15 protein-coding genes are annotated in these 16,570 nt (G+C 70.8%); 6 read left to right on the top strand and 9 right to left on the bottom strand.

The window, feature by feature from the left end; all coding sequences use genetic code 11:
* Positions 1-11: 11 nt before the first annotated feature.
* Together HKK74_RS29420 and HKK74_RS29415 are read right to left on the bottom strand one after the other, a co-directional pair.
* Positions 12-524, bottom strand: coding sequence for an immunity 51 family protein (locus tag HKK74_RS29420; RefSeq protein ID WP_187246638.1), 513 nt, complete (start codon positions 522-524; stop codon positions 12-14).
* Positions 525-547: 23 nt separating this feature from the next.
* Positions 548-1,294 carry a DUF429 domain-containing protein gene (locus HKK74_RS29415; protein WP_187246637.1) on the bottom strand — a complete coding sequence of 249 codons (747 nt, stop codon included), beginning with the start codon at positions 1,292-1,294 and terminating at the stop codon, positions 548-550.
* Between the two features lie 147 nt (positions 1,295-1,441).
* On the opposite strand from HKK74_RS29415, the gene HKK74_RS29410 reads away from it, so the two are divergent.
* From HKK74_RS29410 to HKK74_RS29400, 3 genes are all read left to right on the top strand, one after another.
* On the top strand, positions 1,442-1,768 hold the full coding sequence (locus HKK74_RS29410; RefSeq protein ID WP_222722891.1) for a YciI family protein: 327 nt from the start codon (positions 1,442-1,444) through the stop codon (positions 1,766-1,768).
* Complete coding sequence (locus tag HKK74_RS29405) at positions 1,765-3,051, top strand: RNA polymerase sigma factor (protein ID WP_187246635.1); 1,287 nt, start codon at positions 1,765-1,767, stop codon at positions 3,049-3,051. Before HKK74_RS29410 ends, HKK74_RS29405 begins: the two co-directional genes overlap by 4 nt.
* An 83-nt stretch (positions 3,052-3,134) precedes the next feature.
* Positions 3,135-4,043, top strand: coding sequence for an alpha/beta fold hydrolase (locus HKK74_RS29400; RefSeq protein WP_187246634.1), 909 nt, complete (start codon positions 3,135-3,137; stop codon positions 4,041-4,043).
* A gap of 140 nt (positions 4,044-4,183) precedes the next feature.
* Here the strand turns inward: HKK74_RS29400 and HKK74_RS29395 are convergent, their stop codons facing one another.
* The 3 genes from HKK74_RS29395 to HKK74_RS29385 all read right to left on the bottom strand — a co-directional run bounded on the left by HKK74_RS29395 (position 4,184) and on the right by HKK74_RS29385 (position 6,982).
* Positions 4,184-5,041, bottom strand: coding sequence for an alpha/beta fold hydrolase (locus tag HKK74_RS29395; protein ID WP_187246633.1), 858 nt, complete (start codon positions 5,039-5,041; stop codon positions 4,184-4,186).
* A 268-nt stretch (positions 5,042-5,309) separates the two neighbouring features.
* Positions 5,310-6,218 carry an NAD-dependent epimerase/dehydratase family protein gene (locus HKK74_RS29390; RefSeq protein WP_187246632.1) on the bottom strand — a complete coding sequence of 303 codons (909 nt, stop codon included), beginning with the start codon at positions 6,216-6,218 and terminating at the stop codon, positions 5,310-5,312.
* 11 nt (positions 6,219-6,229) lie between these two features.
* The gene (locus HKK74_RS29385; protein WP_187246631.1) at positions 6,230-6,982 is read right to left on the bottom strand and encodes an SDR family NAD(P)-dependent oxidoreductase; all 753 of its coding nucleotides are present in this window, start codon (positions 6,980-6,982) and stop codon (positions 6,230-6,232) included.
* Between the two features lie 139 nt (positions 6,983-7,121).
* Between HKK74_RS29385 and HKK74_RS40350 the strand changes: the two genes are divergently transcribed.
* Positions 7,122-7,625, top strand: a complete 504-nt coding sequence (locus HKK74_RS40350; protein WP_312881899.1) for a MarR family winged helix-turn-helix transcriptional regulator — start codon at positions 7,122-7,124, stop codon at positions 7,623-7,625.
* A 13-nt stretch (positions 7,626-7,638) separates the two neighbouring features.
* Positions 7,639-7,818, top strand: coding sequence for a hypothetical protein (locus HKK74_RS29375; protein WP_187246630.1), 180 nt, complete (start codon positions 7,639-7,641; stop codon positions 7,816-7,818).
* Between the two features lie 6 nt (positions 7,819-7,824).
* Here the strand turns inward: HKK74_RS29375 and HKK74_RS29370 are convergent, their stop codons facing one another.
* The 4 genes from HKK74_RS29370 to HKK74_RS29355 form a co-directional block, all read right to left on the bottom strand.
* On the bottom strand, positions 7,825-10,020 hold the full coding sequence (locus tag HKK74_RS29370; RefSeq protein ID WP_187246629.1) for a glycoside hydrolase family 99 protein: 2,196 nt from the start codon (positions 10,018-10,020) through the stop codon (positions 7,825-7,827).
* A 137-nt stretch (positions 10,021-10,157) separates the two neighbouring features.
* Entirely contained in the window at positions 10,158-12,989 is a 2,832-nt protein-coding gene (locus HKK74_RS29365) for a carbohydrate-binding protein (RefSeq protein ID WP_187246628.1), read from the bottom strand.
* A gap of 715 nt (positions 12,990-13,704) precedes the next feature.
* Positions 13,705-14,703, bottom strand: a complete 999-nt coding sequence (locus tag HKK74_RS29360) for a hypothetical protein (RefSeq protein WP_187246627.1) — start codon at positions 14,701-14,703, stop codon at positions 13,705-13,707.
* Complete coding sequence (locus tag HKK74_RS29355; protein WP_187246626.1) at positions 14,700-15,044, bottom strand: PadR family transcriptional regulator; 345 nt, start codon at positions 15,042-15,044, stop codon at positions 14,700-14,702. Before HKK74_RS29355 ends, HKK74_RS29360 begins: the two co-directional genes overlap by 4 nt.
* Before the next feature lie 117 nt (positions 15,045-15,161).
* Here HKK74_RS29355 and HKK74_RS29350 point away from each other — a divergent pair, with 117 nt between their 5' ends.
* The gene (locus HKK74_RS29350; RefSeq protein ID WP_222722883.1) at positions 15,162-16,472 is read left to right on the top strand and encodes an MFS transporter; all 1,311 of its coding nucleotides are present in this window, start codon (positions 15,162-15,164) and stop codon (positions 16,470-16,472) included.
* The last annotated feature ends 98 nt before the right edge of the window (positions 16,473-16,570 follow it).

Below are 16,570 nucleotides of genomic sequence, written 5' to 3'. Positions count from 1 at the left end.
CGCGCGCATGATCAGTCGTCGAACTCGAAGCCGCTGGCCTCGGCCGAGGCGATGAGCTTCCGCATATGATCATCGTCTGCGGCGACGGCACTCATCAGGGCAGCCAGCTCTTGGAGTGCGGTTCGATCCTCACCGTACGCGCAGAACATGCCGCCTTCCGGATCATACGAGAATCGCCCTTCGAGGGTCGGGGCCTCCGTGCTGACGAGGAATTGCGCGACGCCTTCCCAGAAGTACCCGTTCGGCTCGTGACCGAGCTGCGCGACGAGCGCATCTACTTGCGTCGTCCCTGCGTTCAGCAACAGTGAGAACTTCCCGGGCGTGGTTTCGATCAACTTCAGCGGAGCCACCGGCGAAGCGTGGCACTCCTGAAGCAGGGTGGCAACCTTCCGGGCGAGTTGACGCAGGGTGTGGCGGCCCGCGCGGCCCGGCTTGCCGCGATGATTCGCCGCCGCGGTCAGGTGATGTGAACTGCCGGCGTGGCACAGCGTGACCAGTGCGAATACCGAGCGGGATCCAGACATCCGCACATGCCGCCGAAGGTGTGTCAGGGACGAAGATCCTCAAGCGGTGTGGTGGGCAGCGCGATCCAGCCCTCGGCCGTGGCAGTGTCCATCTGGTCTTTGGCGGGGGTGGCGACCAGGCCCTGGGACGCTGCGCGAGCGGTGAGGGCGGCGATGACCGCGTCGAGGGCGTCGTGGTGGCGCCGGCAGGCCGCTTCGTGTGGCCCCAGGTCGAGCCAGGGTGCGGCCGCCTGGAGTTCGTCGACCAGGCGGCCGAGGTCCGCGAGGTGCTGTGGGCGCTTGTAACCCCGGTGGGGTAGCCCCCACAGTTTGAGGGACGCCGCGGGATAGACCTCGACGACGGCGCCGCGGCCGCAGCGGTCCACCGGACGGCCCTCACGTGCGAGCCGGGCCAGGATGGCCGCGCAGCGCATGGTGGCGTGACCGATCCGGTCGGCCGAGACGCTCAGCGGGGTCAGGCCGGTCCGCTCGTAGACCTGCTGATCAGTGAGCCGCAGAGCCAGATTCCGGCGCCATGCGCGTCCCGTGGTGTCCGCGGGCACGTTCACGTGCCCGGCCTGATGCGCCATGACGAACTCGACGAAGGGGACCGGCCAGCCGAGCGGGCAGTCGATGCCGGCCTTGCCGGCGGTCGAAAGCGCATCGACGATGAGCGCGTCGTCCGCGCCGATCACCAGCCGGCGAACCGAGCAGCGGCCGGACGCCCAGTCCAGCCACGCCACCGCTGTGTTGACCGGCTCGGCGGCGAGGTCCACCCCAACCGTGAGCATCCCCTCACAGTAGGACGACCGACGAATACCATGGCGCGACGGCGCCGGCCGACCTTGACCGCACCGGCCCGTTGTCGGGATCGGCCGTTCCCGTTCGTCGTGGGGGTGGGATCACCGTCGGCCATTGAGAGGGACCCTGTGAAGTACATGTTGATGATCTGTAGTGACGTGTCCGAGCTGGTGCCGGGGGAGGCCGAGGCCATGGCCGGATGCGGCGGCTGGAGCGAGGAGATGGAACGCCGGGGGGTGCTGCGCGGCGGGGCGGGTCTGCGGCCGAGCAGTGACGCCACGACGGTACGGGTGCGCGGCGACGAGGTGCTGCTGTCCGACGGCCCGTTCGCCGAGACCAAGGACCAGATCGGCGGGTTCAGCCTGATCGAGTGCGCCGACCTCGACGAGGCCGTAGAGGTGGCCTCGAAGCACCCGGCCGCGCGGTACGGGCAGATCGAGGTCAGGCCGCTCTGGGAGCCGTGACCCCGGCCGTCGAGGCGGCGGTCGCCGGGGCCTTTCGTGAGGAGTGGGGCCAGATCGTCGCGACCCTGATCGGCATGACCGGCGACTGGGACCTCGCCGAGGAGTGCGCGCAGGACGCGTTCGCGCAGGCGCTGGAGCGCTGGCCGCGCGACGGCGTGCCCCGGCGGCCCGGGGCCTGGCTCACCACGACGGCGCGCAACCGCGCCGTCGACCGGCTGCGCCGCCAGGCGGTCGGCGCGGCGAAACTGCGGGAGGTCGCCATGATGGCGGGGCCGGGCGAAGCCGATGACGCGCCGGACGACCGCGAGGCCGCCGTCAGCGGCGTGCGTGACGACCGCCTGCGGCTGCTGTTCACCTGCTGCCACCCGGCGCTGGCCTTCGAGGCCCAGGTGGCGCTCACGTTGCGCACCCTGGCCGGGCTGACCACGGCCGAGATCGCCCGGGCGTTCCTGGTGCCCGAGCCGACGATGTCACGGCGCCTGGTCCGGGCCAAGCAGAAGATCCGCAATGCCGGCATCCCGTACCGGGTGCCGCCGGCCCACCTGCTGCCGGAGCGCACCACGGCGGTGCTCGGGGTGCTGTACCTGCTGTTCAACGAGGGCTACGCCGCCAGCGCGGGAGGCGACCTGGCACGCCAGGGCCTGTCTGGGGAGGCGATCCGGCTGGCCCGCGTCCTCGCCGGCCTGATGCCCGACGAGCCCGAGGCCGCCGGCCTGCTCGCGCTCATGCTGCTGCACGATGCCCGCCGCGCCTCCCGGGTCGACGACGCGGGAGACCTCGTGACCCTGGAGCGGCAGGACCGCGCCCGCTGGGACGCGGGCGAGATCGCCGAGGGACTGGAGCTGCTCGACGCGGCCCTGCGCCGCCGCCGTCCAGGCCCGTACCAGATCCAGGCGGCCATCGCCGCCTGCCACGCGAGCGCCACCGAGGCGGCCGACACCGACTGGGCGCAGATCGCCGCGCTGTACGGCCGGCTCATTCTGCTGGTGCCCTCGCCGGTGGTGCGGCTGAACCGCGCCGTGGCGGTGGGGATGGCCGAGGGTCCCACGGCGGGCCTGGAGCTGGTGGAGGAGCTGGCGACGTCGGGAGCGCTGACCGGCTACCACCTGCTGCCCGCCACGCGCGCCGACCTGCTCCGCCGCCTCGGCCGCTACGACGAGGCCGCCGTCGCCTACCGCGAGGCGCTCGACCTGGCCGCCACCGACGCCGAGCGCCGTTACCTCGCCCGGCGGCTGGCCGAGACGGCCGGCCTGGTGGAGGGTCCTCGTCAGACCGGACGGTAGATCCGATCGTCATGATCTTGTCCGTCCGGGCCGGGCTCGTTCGTCGGTGGGGTGTAGGCCACCGCCCACCCAGAGGAGATGTGATGACCACCGACCGCGCCACCGAGGATCCGACCGTGCCGCCCACCGGCGTCCGAGCCCTGCCGCCGGGCGGGCGGACCCTGCGGGTCAACGGCGTCGACCTGTACGCCGATACCCTCGGCGACCCCGCCGATCCGGCGGTGCTCCTGATCGGCCGGTCGGTGCTCGCGTGGGAGGACGGATTCTGTGAGCGGCTCGTGGCCGGGTCCCGCTTCGTCGTCCGCTATGACTTCCGGGACACGGGCCGGTCGGTCGGCTACGAACCGGGGGCCCCGCCGTACACCCTTCGCGATCTCGTAACGGACGCCGTGGAGCTGCTCGACGTCCTCGGTGTGGCCCGCGCCCACGTCGTGAGCTCGTCGGGGGGCGGCTGGATCGGCCAGCTCATGGGCCTCGACCACCCGGATCGGGTCGCCACCCTCACCCTGATCTCGACGCGGTCCATCGCTCCCGGGCCGTGTGACCCGGACCTGCCGGACCACACGGACGGCATCATGGCGTTCTTCCGAGCGGGGGAGCCCGACTGGTCCGACCGGGCCGCGGTCATCGATCATCTCGTCGCCGTCGACCGGGCGATGGCGGGTACGGCGCGTCCCTTCGACGAGGCGGCCGCGCGTGACCTCGCGGGCCGCGTCCTCGACCGCACGAGGAACATCCGGTCGAGCCTGAGCAACATCGCCTTCATCGACCACGGCGACCGCTGGAGGGAGCGTCTGCCGGAGGTGAGCGCTCCGACGCTGGTGATCCACGGCACCGACGACCCGTTCTTCCCCTACGGCAACGGGGTCGCCCTGGCGGCGGAGATCCCCGGTGCCGAACTGCTCGCCCTGGAGGGGACAGGACACGAACTGCCCCCGGTGGACTGGGACACCGTGGTCACCGCCATCCTGAGGCACACCGCCGGGCCCTGACCGAGGCGGAGCCGCACGACGTCCGGCTGCACGACGGTTCCCTGTCAAGTTCAGCGCGTTGGACGGCGAGCGAACGCTCGTCGTGCGCCGAATTCGTTTCCCAATGCGGCCCTCTGAACTCGGCTGTGGCGCCTTGAAGTTCAGGCGAGGAACTCAGTAATGGCCTCCGTGAACCAATCCGGGTCTTCCTCGGCGACGAAGTGTCCCGTCGGTGCGACCTTGCTTTGCACGTTGTCCGCGTGGGGGCTCAGGGCCTGTGCAGTGGCTGTGCCGGATTGGGCGGTGCCGATGGCCAGGACGGGCATGGGCAGTGGCCGGTCGGCCAGGAGGGCGCGGTTCTCCCGGCCGTCCTCAAGGAGTGTGCGGTAATGCTCGAAGCCACCGCGGAGCCGCTCCCGCCCGGAGTAGGACTCCGCGTAAGCGGCGAGGTCGTCGGGGCTGAAGGTGCCGGGGGCGGACATGGCGGTGAACGTGGCGGTGAAGAACTCCAGTTCGTGCCCGTCGAAGAGCATCTCGGGCACGTGGGGGGCCATGAAGAAGCCGAAGTGCCACATGCCGCCCTCGGCGACGTTCATCGCCTCCTCCAGGCCGAGCCCGGGCAGGATGGAATCGACCAGGATGAGGTGGGCGATGTCCTCGGGGTGGGCGGCTGCCCAGCCCAGGGCGACCATCGAGCCGATGTCGTGACCGGCCACGGCCACGGGACCGGTGAGGCCGAGTCCCTTGAGGATCCCGCGCATGTCGCGTGCCTGGTTGGTCTTCGTGTATCCGGCCTCGGGCCGGTCGCTGGCGCCGGTGCCCCGCAGGTCGGGGACGACGACGGTGTGCGCTTCGGCGAGGGTTGGCATGACGCGGGCCCATGCACGCGAGGTTTGCGGCCAGCCGTGGAGCAGGACCAGGACCGGTCCACTGCCGCCGACGGCGACCGAGAGGTTGGTTCCGTTGGTGGCGATCCGGTGGATCTTGAAGCCGTCAGGAAGCCAGTCGGAAGTGCTCACGAGAGTCCTCTTTCATCAAGTAAAGGTGGATATCAGTGGTGTGTTCCCGGCGGGAACCGGTGCTCGTCTGCCGACCGGCGCCGGAAGCCGCGCCATGCGAGTGGCCGGCGGGCCATCACGGCACTGCATGCCGTGGCGCGTGGACGACTTCGTGGGGTCGCGAGCTCGTTGCGGATCGAGTGACGGCAGCTGCGCGATTGGGCAGCGGTCACGCGCGGGTTGGCGGCTTCGCCGCCGCCGCTCACACAGCGGCGGTGGTGAAGCGTCGTTATGCGCTGTGGTTGGCGAGTTTCCTCAGGCGTGCTTCACCGATCATGGACACGATGTCGGTGTGCGCGGGGCGCCATCCCAGTTCCTGCTGTGCACTCACCGCTCGCAGCCGACTGGAGGCTGCCATGATGAGGGCGCCGAACTCGCCCCAGACCAGGGCCGCTTCCTGTGGTGTGACGCTGCGGGTGTCGCAGCCGAGGTCGTCCGCGACTCTCTCTGCGATCCAGCGGTTGGGTACTTCCCCGGCCACGGCGTGGTAGAGCCCTCCCGTCCGCCCCGCTTCCAGGGCGAGGGTGAACAGGCGGGTCACGTCGTCGATGTGGACGTGGCTGTAGGTGTTCAGTCCGGACCCGACGTAGCAGGCCGCCCCGGTCGCGGCGACCGACTGGTAGGTCATCGGCACGTGGCAGTGGTCGCCGGGGCCCCAGATCAGTCCGGGGCGGATGACCATGGCGCGCAGCCTGTCGGAAGCGGCGGCCAGGACGGTGTCCTCGGCGGCCTTACGGCAGGTCGCCAGGGGTTCGACGGTGAAGGGGTCGTGCTCGGCGAAGCTGTCCTGACTCCAGGCCCCCGCGGTGCGCTGCAGAAGCACGCCGCTGCCGGAGAGGAAGATCAGCGTCTTGCCCGTTCCCGCCATGGCGCGGGTCAGGTCGTCAACGGTCGCTGTCTCCTGCGCCGGATCGGCCTGGGCCGCGTAGATGACAGCGTCGGCCCGCAGCGCCGCTTCGAGGGTGGCAGAGCGCCTGGAATCCAGGTCTCCGGCCACCGGGGTGATCCCTTGAGCATCGAGGGCGGTGGCGGCCGTGCCGGTGCGGGCCAAGCCGGTGACCGTGTGCCCGCTGCCGGCCAGGTGCCGTGCGATGGCGCCACCGACGAAGCCGGTGGCGCCGATGACGAAGACGTTCATGGTGCCGTTCCTCAGTTGGGCAGGGCGCTGAGCTCGCCGCCGTCGGCGAACAGGATGGAGCCGTTGACGTAGCTGCTGGCCGGGCTGACCAGGAACGAGACGATGTCGGCGATCTCGCTCGGGTCGCCCGCCCGGCCGCGCGCGTTGGTCTTGTCCAGGACCGCGGTGTGCTCGCCGAGCATCGCCGAGGTGCCCTCGGTGTGGACGGGGCCCGGAGACACGGCGTTGACACGCACGCCGGACGGGCCGAACTCGGTGGCCCAGTAACGGGTGAGGATCTCCACACCGGCCTTGGAGGCACCGTAGGCCGCTCCGACCGGGGCGGGCATGCGCGCCGCACTCGACCCGACCAGCACGATCGATCCCTGTCCGCGCTGGACCATGCCGGGCGCCAGCGCGCCGACCAGCAGGAACGGGGCCCGCGTGTTGACCGCAATCTGCCGGTCGAAGCTCGCGGCGTCGGTCGCGGGGGTCGGTGTGAACTGGTACAGGCCCGCGTTGCTCACCAGGATGTCCACGTCGCCGGCCTGCGAGGCCAGGTGCAGCGTGTCCTCGGCGTCGGTGAGATCAGCGGCGACGAAACGGGCGGTGCCGCCCTCGGCTGCGATCTCCTTCACCAGGGCCTCGCCACGGGCCTGGTCCCGCCCGTGCAACACGACCTCGGCCCCCAGCCGGGCCAAGCCCTGCGCCACGGCCTTGCCGATACCCGATGTCGCCCCGGTCACCAGTGCGGTGCTGCCCCGCAAAGCGGTGCTGATGTTCATTGCAGTCTCTCTTGCCGTTGTCATGACGCCGTAGTGCGCGGACCGCACGCAGGACGCCCTTGCCTCACCCACTATGCATCACAGATGTTCTGCTTGCAAGAACATCTGTCGCATAACGCTTGAGTGCTACGCTGGCCAAGTGAGCGCATCCACCTCCGAGAACAAGAAGCCGCGCGGCGAGGCTGAGGACCTGGCGCTGGAGACCGACCTGGGCTGGGCGATCCGCATGGTCTCCGCCGCCTTCCGCCGCGTCGCCACCGAATCCGTCGTCGAGCTGCCAGGAGGCCCGCGCGGGTACCTCGTACTGGTCGCCCTGGCCGGCGGCGAGCCGCCCTCACAGCTCGCACTGGCCAAAGAGGTCAGCCTGGACCGCACGGTGATGACCTACCTGCTCGACGACCTCGAAGCACACGAACTGATCACTCGAAGGCCCGACCCGCGCGACCGGCGCGCACGCCAGGTCCTCATCACCGACACCGGACGCACCCGCCTGAAGCAAGTGCGACACGGCCTCGCTGCCGCCGAGGCACGCCTCCTCGTCGATCTCGGCGACCAGGACGCCGAGCAGCTGCGCACCCTGCTCTCCCGCGTCGCACAGACCGCTCAGCGAGAGTCGATCGCCCCTGAAGAAGCGGACTGCTGAAAAGCAGCATTCATTGGCATTCCCAGCCGGCCCGTCTGCGACTGTCGGCGCGCAGCAGCTGGCAAGCGACTGGACATCGCTCGAGGCGAGCGCCTACTGCCGGGTCACGGTCGAGGACACCGGGGGCAAGAGGGCCTGGAGCAACCCGATCCCGATGGGACGGGCCGCCCAGGCCCCCGTGCCTCAGGCCTGACCGCCGCTAACGGGCCGGGGCCCGGTTCGCGGCCGCGCGAGCCCGCCGTGCCTCGAACTCGGTCGCCCAGTACTTCGTCCTCTCGAGATAGGCGGTCTCGGCCGCCGCGCCCGTCTTGCCGTAGGCGCCCTCGTAGGTCTGGTAACCGAATCCGCCGGGCGGTGCACTCGACGCGGGCTCGATGGTGCTGCCCTCGTGCCACTCGTTGAACGAGGTGATCGAGACCCAGCTGGGCGGCCCGCCGGTCGCCGGGTCGAGGGCGTTGGACCACTCCCTGTCGTACGTCGCGCCGCCCGCCCGGTCGAGCGTCGGGGTGGTGTTGCCCGGCACGGCCCGGTCGTCGATGTAACCGGGGCCGACCGACGGTGCCCAGATCAGGTTGTTCGCCCGGGCGTAGTCTGACGCGCTCTTCCAGCCGGGCGCGGTCGCTCCCGCGATCGCGTCGTAGGTGTACATGCCGGAGAAGTGAGCGATCTTACTGCCGTCCGTGGTCTGGGCGAGGATGATGTTGCTCCCATTGACCTGGTCGAGCGCCGTCCAGTCGGTGGTCCGGAGGCTCTCGAACACGTAGAAGGCCGGCCGGTTCCCGTACTGCGCGGCGCGGTAGTACGCCGGATGGCTCCCGTACGTGGCGTTGATGTAGTTGATGTCGGCGACGACCGAGTCGGCCGTCCGCCCGCCGTACGGCTCGATGTGCCAGGCCACCTTGACGCCGTGCCGCGCGGCGGCGTCGAGCACGCCCCTGGCGAGGCCGTCCTCGTAGCCGCCCCGGCCCCACCAGCTGTAGACGAGCACGCCGGCTCCGGCGTCCCTGATCCACCGCATGTGCCGGTCGACGGCCCCGGTGAAATCGCCGGAGTCGTACGCCCCGAGCGTCGGATAGAAGTTCGCGCCGATGCCCTGGGGCGGCGTGTGCCCGCCCTGCTGCCAGTGCCGCCAGCCCGCGCCGCCGGCCGGGCTGCCGTACCAGGGGTAGTAGAAGACGTGCACGTTCGGGGAGACCTCGGCGGGCGGGTCCGGCGTGGTACCGGACGTGAGGGCGAAGGTGTCGATGTCGAAGAGTGCTCCGCTGCCGCCGGTGAAGGTGAGGAAGAGCGGTCCGGTTCCGGTTCCGGTGAGGGTGGTGGAGATGGTCTGGAAGGTCTCCCAGCCTCCGGTGATGGGGACGGTGACGGTGCCGAGGACGGTTCCGGTCTGGGAGCCGGAGCGGATGGTGATGGTGCCGCCGGCTCCGGCTGAGGAGATCTTGGCGGTGAAGCCGCGTGCTCCGGCGGTGCTGACGCTGGCGTATCCAGCCCAGTCGCCGTTGTCGATGTAGCCGAGTGTCTGGCCGCCGCTGGCGCCGGCGTGGGGGGCCACCTGCACGCCCGACTGCGACGAGAACGACTCGCCCTCCACGGTGCCCGAGCCGCCTCCGCCGTTCGGACGGCAGTCGGCCGAGGCCGCCCCCGCCGCGTAGCGGATGCCGCCGAGCAGCACGTTGCGGAAGGCACCGTCGGCGTAGGACTGCTGGGTGTGGCCGAGCCCGGTGTAGAACGACCGGCCCGCCGCCTGCGCGCGGCACCAGGTGATCGGGTGGTCGCCGCCCATGTCGCCGCCGGAGTAGCTGGACTCGTCCAGGCTCATGAGCACGCGGGAGGTACCGCGCGGGTTGGTGCGGTAGTTGTACCACTCGTCGGTCCGCTGCCACGTGGCGCCCAGGTGGGCGGTGGCGGGGTGGGAGCGGTCCTCGACCCTGATGGTGGCCTGCTGGATGGCCGGATGGGACCTGAACCAGGCCCCGACCAGCTGCCCGTAGTAGGGCCAGTCGTACTCGGTGTCGGCCGCGGCGTGGACGCCGACGTAACCGCCGCCGCCGTTGACGTACGACTCGAACGCGGACTGCTGGGTCCCGTTCAGCACGTCGCCGGTGGTGCTGAGGAACACCACGGCCTTGTAGCGGGCGAGGTTGGCGGTCGTGAACGCGTTGGCGTCCTCGGTGGTGGTGACGCCGAAGTTGTTCGCGGCGCCGAGATCGCGGATGGCCTGCTGGCCGGCCGGGATGGAGTCGTGCCTGAAGCCGGCCGTCTTGGAGAAGACCAGCACCTCGAAGGCGGGCGCCGCGGCGTTCGCGGTGGCCTGGTGGTCGGCGGCCGTGACGAGGCCGGCCGCGGCCAGGGCGGTCGCGGCGAGCGCCGCGATCCGCCGGAAGATTCCTGACATGGTCGTCCCTAACGTCGACTGTCCGTGCGGGGATGTTCAGGGAAGTGCGGGGTGTGCGGGTGTGAGCGGCGTGAGCGGGGCGTGCGGGGTTGAGGCCGCCCGGTGCGGCCCGCTCGGGAACCGCACCGGGCGCCGCGTCATCTCGTCACCGTGAGGGTGTCGATGTCGAAGAGTGCTCCGCTTCCGCCGGTGAAGGTGAGGAAGAGCGGTCCGGTTCCGGTTCCGGTGAGGGTGGTGGAGATGGTCTGGAAGGTCTCCCAGCCTCCGGTGATGGGGACGGTGACGGTGCCGAGGACGGTTCCGGTCTGGGAGCCGGAGCGGATGGTGATGGTGCCGCCGGCTCCGGCTGAGGAGATCTTGGCGGTGAAGCCGCGTGCTCCGGCGGTGCTGACAGTGGCGTATCCGGCCCAGTCGCCGTTGTCGATGTAGCCGAGTGTCTGGCCGCCGCTGGCGCCGGCGTGGGAGGCCGCCTGCACACCCGACTGCGACGAGAACGACTCGCCCTCGACCGTGGTGTCGCCGGGGGTCGTACCCGTCGCGAAGGTGAACGCGTCGAGGTCCAGCAGGTTGCCCTGGCCGGTGACACCCTTGAACACGAGGAACAGCGTCGTACTCGCCGAGGGTGCGCCGGACAAGGCGGCCGAGACGTCGGTGAAGGTGTCCCAGCCTCCGGTGTTCGGCACCGTGAGCGTGCCGAGCAGGGTTCCGGTGGCCGAACCCGTCCGTACCTCGATTGTCCCGCCGGGGCCGCCCGAGGAGACGCGCGCCGTCACGCGGTTCGCGTTCCCCAGCGCGTACGGCTGGAAGGAGATCCAGTCGCCGTTGTCGGTGAACCCGACCGTCTTGCCGCCCTCCGCGCCGCCGTGGTCGGCGGTCTGGACGCCCGACTGCGCGCCGAAGTGCTCGCCCTGCCGGTGCCTGGGCTGCAAGGTGCGGGCGCTGTGCGTGGTCAGCCCGCCCTTGTCGGTGTACGCGGCGTCGAAGACGCCGTAGATGTTCGCCGCGGCGTCGTGCTCACCGTCGGTCGGCACCGCGATGGACCCGCTGCAGCCAGTCTTCGAGGTGATCTGGTGCTGGTGGGCGTCGTGCCCCAGCAGGTACGTCACCGTCACCTTGGAACAGTCGATCGTGCCGTCCTCCGGGTCGCTGACATTGACCTGGAACGGCACCGTGTCGCCGAAGGAGAACAGCGCGCCGTTGAGCGGCTGGGCCAGCGTCACGCTGGGCGCGGTGTTCCCCGCGCTGATCGTGACGTTGGCCGTGCCGGTCAGCCCGCCCGGGTCCCGCACGGTCAGCGTGGCGGTGTAGGTGCCGTTGGCCGCGTAGGTGTGGGACGGGTTGGCCGCCGTCGACGTACCGCCGTCGCCGAACGTCCAGGAGTAGCTCAGCGCCCCGCCCTCGGGGTCGGAGCTGCCCACCGACGAGAAGTTGACGGTCAGCGGCGCGGGGCCCGAGGTCTTGTCGGCGGCGGCCTTGGCGATCGGGTTGCGGTTGGTGCCGCCGATGTACTCCACCCGCCAGAGGGCCTGGTTGTTCGAGCCGGTGCCGTAGTCGAGGACGTACAACGCGCCGTCGGGGCCGAAGGCCATGTCCATGACCTGGGTGCCGGTCCAGGGGAACGCCGCGATCTCGCCCGGCGCCCCGTCGGCCTTGACCTCGATCGCCTTGATCCAGCGGCGGCCGTACTCACCGGCGAAGTAGCGGCCGTTCAGCTCGGCCGGGAACTTGATCGACGAGTTGAGATTCGCGTCGTAGCGGTAGACCGGGCCGCCCATCGGCGACTCCGAGCCGCCGCCGAACTCCGGCGGCGAGCCGGCGTCGCCGTACTTGATCCAGCTCGGCTTGGCGGGCGGCAGCTTGGCCTGGCCGGTGTTGCGGAACGAGTCGTTGGTGGCACCGCCCGCGCAGTCGTACTTCGCCCCGGACGGGCCGCTGGGGAAGGTGTAGCGGTTGTAGGTCTCGGAAGTGGTGTTGGTGCCGGTGCAGTACGGCCAGCCGTAGTTGCCGGGGGCGGTGATCCGGTTGAACTCGACCTGCCCGCCGGGGCCCCGGTTCGGGTCGGTGGTGCCGGCGTCGGGCCCGTAGTCGCCCAGGTAGACGATGCCGGTCGGCTTGTCGACCGACATGCGGAACGGGTTGCGGAAGCCCATCGCGTAGATCTCCGGCCGGGTGCCGGCCGTACCGGGCGCGAAGAGGTTGCCCGAGGGGATGGTGTAGGTGCCGTCCGCCTGGGGCTTGATCCGCAGGACCTTGCCGCGCAGGTCGTTGGTGTTGCCCGAGGAGCGCTGCGCGTCGAACTGCGGGTTGCGGTCGGTGCGCTGGTCGAGCGGCGAGTACGAGTTGGACTCGAACGGGTTCGTGTCGTCGCCGGTCGTCAGGTAGAGGTTGCCGGCCGCGTCGAAGTCGATGTCTCCGCCGACGTGGCAGCACTGGCCGCGGTCGTTGGGCACGCGCAGGACGACCCGCTGGCTGGCCATGTCGAGCGTGCCGTCGGTCTTGAGCACGAAGCGCGACAGGTGCAGCTCGCCCTTCCACTGCTCGAAGGTCGCGGCGCTGCCGGTGGTCGGCGCGTCGCCGGCCGGCGTGTTCAGCCTGGGGGAGAAGTACAGGTAGACGAAGCGGTTGCTGCTGAAGTTCGGGTCGGCCGCGACGCCCTGCAACCCTTCTTCGTCGTGGGTGTAGACGTCCAGCCGGCCGGCGACCTTGGTGTTGCCGGCCGCGTCGGTGAGCCGCACTGTGCCGTCACGGGCCGTGTGCACTATCGAGCGGTCGGGCAGGACCGCGAGGGACATCGCCTCGCCGAGGTCGGTGCCACCGGAGGCGAGGGAGACCTGCTGGTAGTCACCGGGGGGAATGACGATCGCGGCCGCTGGGCCGCCGGTCGTGACGAGTGTCACCGAGCCGGCCAGCATCAGCAGCACGGCGGTGAGGAGCCTGGCCCATGGCCGGGGGCGGGGGCGGGGGGTCATGGGATTCGGTGTTCCTTTCCTGACCGGGGTGGGAGTCAGGCAAAGGCGCGCGCCGCCACGCTGATTGCCGATCTGCCGCGGGTCGCCATCGCGGTACGGCCGGAGGGGTGCCGCCTCCGTCTTGAGGCCGGTACGCGCGGATGAGCGACTAAGCGGTCTGCTCGCTTCTTGTGTCGATAAGTCTCCTTTTTGCGTAACTTTTCTTGATTTCTAACATAGAGTTGATGGTCCGGCTACCCCCGTCACGACGTTCGGGCGGCCGTCCTCGGATGGGCGGTACCGGCTGATGCCGGGCGGTCTCGGGTGGTGGGATGCCTGCTCGCGCGTTGACGCAGGTGAGGGCCTGTCCTCTTGCGGGTGGGTGGAGTCGCGTGATTAGTTGCGCCCGTACAAATCATCCGATGTCTGGCCCCAGTATCGCTGACGTCTCCCCGTGTGTTCCAGTGTTTCGACCGTGTTCCGGCGTTTCCCCCGCTCTCCCGTTCGCCCGGCCCGACCGGACCCGTCACGGCGTCGTTCTCGCCGACCTCGGCGTCGCGGCGGCGGTGCCATCCGGTTCGGCCGGGCGGGCGGGTCCCGGAAATGCTCGGAGGTGTGGCCTTGCCCAGCGACAGGTGTCTCGAGCAACTGGAACGTCCCCGAGGCGTCCGCTCACCGAGGACGGGGGCGAGATCGGCGTGATCTCACCCCCGTCCCGGGCGGCCCGGCCCCGGTGTCACGTCCTGGCGCGCACCCGGTATGCGGTCGCGGCCATGACTGCCAGCAACGCCGTGAGCACTGCCCAGTAGATCGTGTCCAGTGAGCCGCGCGGCTGAAGTGACAGATGGCCGGCCGCCGAGACCGCCCCGGGCAGCAGATAGATCGCGGCGGCGAGCGCCCAGCGTGGGCTGCGGGCCACGGCCGTGGCTCCGACGCCGGCCAGCAGGAGGCCGCCTTCGAGGCCGGCCCGGGCAAGCGTCCACACCGAGGAGAATCCCCAGTGCCCGGCCAGGCCGAGCCCGGTGAAGACCAGCGCGGCCACCGGTATCGCGAGCCACCGCCACGAACGGGCCCGCAGCCCGCGAGATGCTCCCGCCGCCGAGGATCCCCCTTCGGCCGAGGCTCGGGTGGCCGAGGAACTCCGTGCGGCCAAGGAGCTCCGTACGGCCAAGGCGATCACCCCGCCGGCCAGCAGCCAGTACGGGGTCAGCGACGCCCAGTTCGAGTAGATCGGGGCATAGATCGGCATCCAGCCCAACGCGTCGAAGTCGAACAGCAGGTGCCGGCTCACCCCGAACGCTCCGGCCAGGACCAGCGGGACCGCCGGCCAGACCCAGCCCCGCAGCAGGACGAGCACGAGCAACACCGAACCGGCGACCCATCCCGCCCGCGACGCGACCCAGGCGTCGCCCGCACCGGTGAAGCCGGTGATGGCGTACGCCAGATTGATCACGGCAAGCGTGAAGACGCCCAGATGCAGGCCATCGGCCCACCACGGGGTCGGGCCGTCGGCCACTCGGCGCGCCCGCGCGGTGAACCCCCCGACGAGCAGCCCGGCGCTCTCCCGGAGCGAGGGCAGCCGCCGGCCGGGCCCCGACGCTTCCAGCAGGGTGCCGACGACCTCGGCGCCGTGCGCTTCCCGGTAGCCGGCCGGGTAGGCGCGCAGCAGCAACTCGTACCACGTCTCCAGGGGGAACCTCCTGGGCCGCCCTCCGGCGGCGGTGCCGGCGCTCATGCCGGTGCCGTTCCCGTACGCGGCATCGTTCGTCTCGTCACGATCCGTGCTGCCTGTTCCATGCGCTCGGCCTCCTGGGTCACGGCGTGTCGTCCCTCATCGGTGATCCGGAAGTAACGGCGGGGTCGTCCGTCGACCGTCTCTTCCCGATCCACCACGATCTGCCCGTTGCCGGTCATCCGGTCGAGCGCGCCGTACAAGGTGCCGACGGCGAGCCGTACTCGCCCGTCGGACTGTTCCTCGGCGCGTTTGATGACCCCGTAGCCGTGCAACGGGCCGTCGAGGAGTGCCGCGAGGATGAAGTACGTCGGTTCGCTCATCAGCGGTGACCGTTTGATCATGGCGGCGACCATATATCGGCGCTCGAAGTATTGGCAAGCCGTCCCGCGATTCCGGCGGATACCGGCCCGGACCCGGCCTCAGGCTGCGAGAGTCGGTCCGAATATCATCGCTGCGACGTGTCGAAACCCACTGAACCCCCCGGCGGACCACAGCGGCTGAACTCCCGGCCGGTGTCGCTCATGAGCGTGGCGCCGGCGGTCTTCCTGCCCGCTCTGATCTTCGAGATCGGCATCGGCGCGGTCACGCCGATGATCGCGCTGAGCGGCCGCGAGCTCGGCGCCTCCGTCGGTATGGCGGGGCTGGTGCTGGCCCTGCTGGGAGTGGGGCAGATCCTGGGGGACGTACCGGCCGGGGCCCTCGCGGCCCGGGTGGGGGACCGCAGGGCGATGCTGATCGCCGCCGGGATCGCCGTGATGACGCTGCTGGGCTGCGCGTTGGCCCGCACGCTATGGCAACTCGCGTTGGCCGTCGCTGCCACCGGCGCGACGAACGCCGTGTTCACCCTGGCCAGGCAGTCCTATCTGACCGAGGTGATCCCGACGGGGCTGAGGGCGCGGGCGCTGTCCACGCTCGGCGGCATGTCCCGGGTCGGGGCGTTCGTCGGGCCGTTCATCGGTGCCGCGGTGGTGCACGGTCGTTCCGTACGCGACGTCTACTGGCTGGCGTTGGCGTGCACGGTGGTGGCCGGGCTGGTGGTCCTGTTCGTACGCGATGTGTCCACGCCCGCTCCGGAGGGGACGCGCCGGTCCGCGCCCGTTTCGGTCCGGTCGGTGGTGGTACGGCACCGGAGGATCTTCATGACCCTCGGCCTGGCCGTCCTCCTCGTGGGGTCGGTGCGCGCCACCCGGCAGGCGGTGCTGCCCCTGTGGGCCGAGCACCTCGGGCAGGATCCCGCCGTGACGAGCATCGTCTTCGGGATCGCTGGGCTCGTCGACACCCTGACCTTCTATCCCTCCGGAAAGATCATGGACCGTGCGGGGCGGCTGTGGATCGCCGTACCGTCCATGCTCGTCCTCGGGCTCGCCCAGGCCGTCCTGCCGCTGACCGATGGGCTGGTGTCGCTCACCGCCGTGGCGATGCTCATGGGATTCGGCAACGGGATCGGCAGCGGGATCCTGATGACCCTCGGCGCCGATGTCGCACCGCCGGCGACCCGCTCGCAGTTCCTCGGGGTGTGGCGGCTGTGCGCCGACTCCGGAAGCGCCGGAGGGCCCCTGGTCGTCTCCGCCGCGGCCGGACTGGGCAGCCTGGCGGCGGGAATCGCCGTGATGGGCGGGGTCGGGGTGGTGGCCGCCGCCGCATTGCTGCGCTGGGTACCGCGGTACTCGCCGTTCGCCACGACCGGCACGCGTTCGCGCGCACCCACGCCGGCGGACAGCCCCGAGGCGCCGAAACAGGCAGCGGAAGAACCCCCCTCAGCCGCCTGAGCCCCGACGGCCCTCCGCGCCGGCGAATGAGTACCGAGCGGCCTTCGGTGTCGGCGTATGCACCACCGCGAGCCCACCGGGTGGTGCATACGCCGACA

Source organism: Actinomadura alba (assembly GCF_014323705.1).
GTDB classification, from domain to species: Bacteria; Actinomycetota; Actinomycetes; order Streptosporangiales; family Streptosporangiaceae; genus Actinomadura_C; species Actinomadura_C alba.
The sequence above is the reverse complement of the archived record's forward strand: the minus strand, read 5'-3'. Positions and strand labels throughout refer to the sequence as shown.

Excerpts from the sequence above, each read along its gene's own strand:
- HKK74_RS29420 (WP_187246638.1), bottom strand. The coding sequence starts at position 524 with ATGTCTGGATCCCGCTCGGTATTCGCACTGGTCACGCTGTGCCACGCC.
- HKK74_RS29415 (WP_187246637.1), bottom strand. The coding sequence starts at position 1,294 with ATGCTCACGGTTGGGGTGGACCTCGCCGCCGAGCCGGTCAACACAGCG.
- HKK74_RS29410 (WP_222722891.1), top strand. The coding sequence starts at position 1,442 with ATGTTGATGATCTGTAGTGACGTGTCCGAGCTGGTGCCGGGGGAGGCC.
- HKK74_RS29400 (WP_187246634.1), top strand. The coding sequence starts at position 3,135 with ATGACCACCGACCGCGCCACCGAGGATCCGACCGTGCCGCCCACCGGC.
- HKK74_RS29390 (WP_187246632.1), bottom strand. The coding sequence starts at position 6,218 with ATGAACGTCTTCGTCATCGGCGCCACCGGCTTCGTCGGTGGCGCCATC.
- HKK74_RS29385 (WP_187246631.1), bottom strand. The coding sequence starts at position 6,982 with ATGAACATCAGCACCGCTTTGCGGGGCAGCACCGCACTGGTGACCGGG.
- HKK74_RS29370 (WP_187246629.1), bottom strand. The coding sequence starts at position 10,020 with ATGTCAGGAATCTTCCGGCGGATCGCGGCGCTCGCCGCGACCGCCCTG.
- HKK74_RS29365 (WP_187246628.1), bottom strand. The coding sequence starts at position 12,989 with ATGACCCCCCGCCCCCGCCCCCGGCCATGGGCCAGGCTCCTCACCGCC.
- HKK74_RS29360 (WP_187246627.1), bottom strand. The coding sequence starts at position 14,703 with ATGAGCGCCGGCACCGCCGCCGGAGGGCGGCCCAGGAGGTTCCCCCTG.
- HKK74_RS29355 (WP_187246626.1), bottom strand. The coding sequence starts at position 15,044 with ATGATCAAACGGTCACCGCTGATGAGCGAACCGACGTACTTCATCCTC.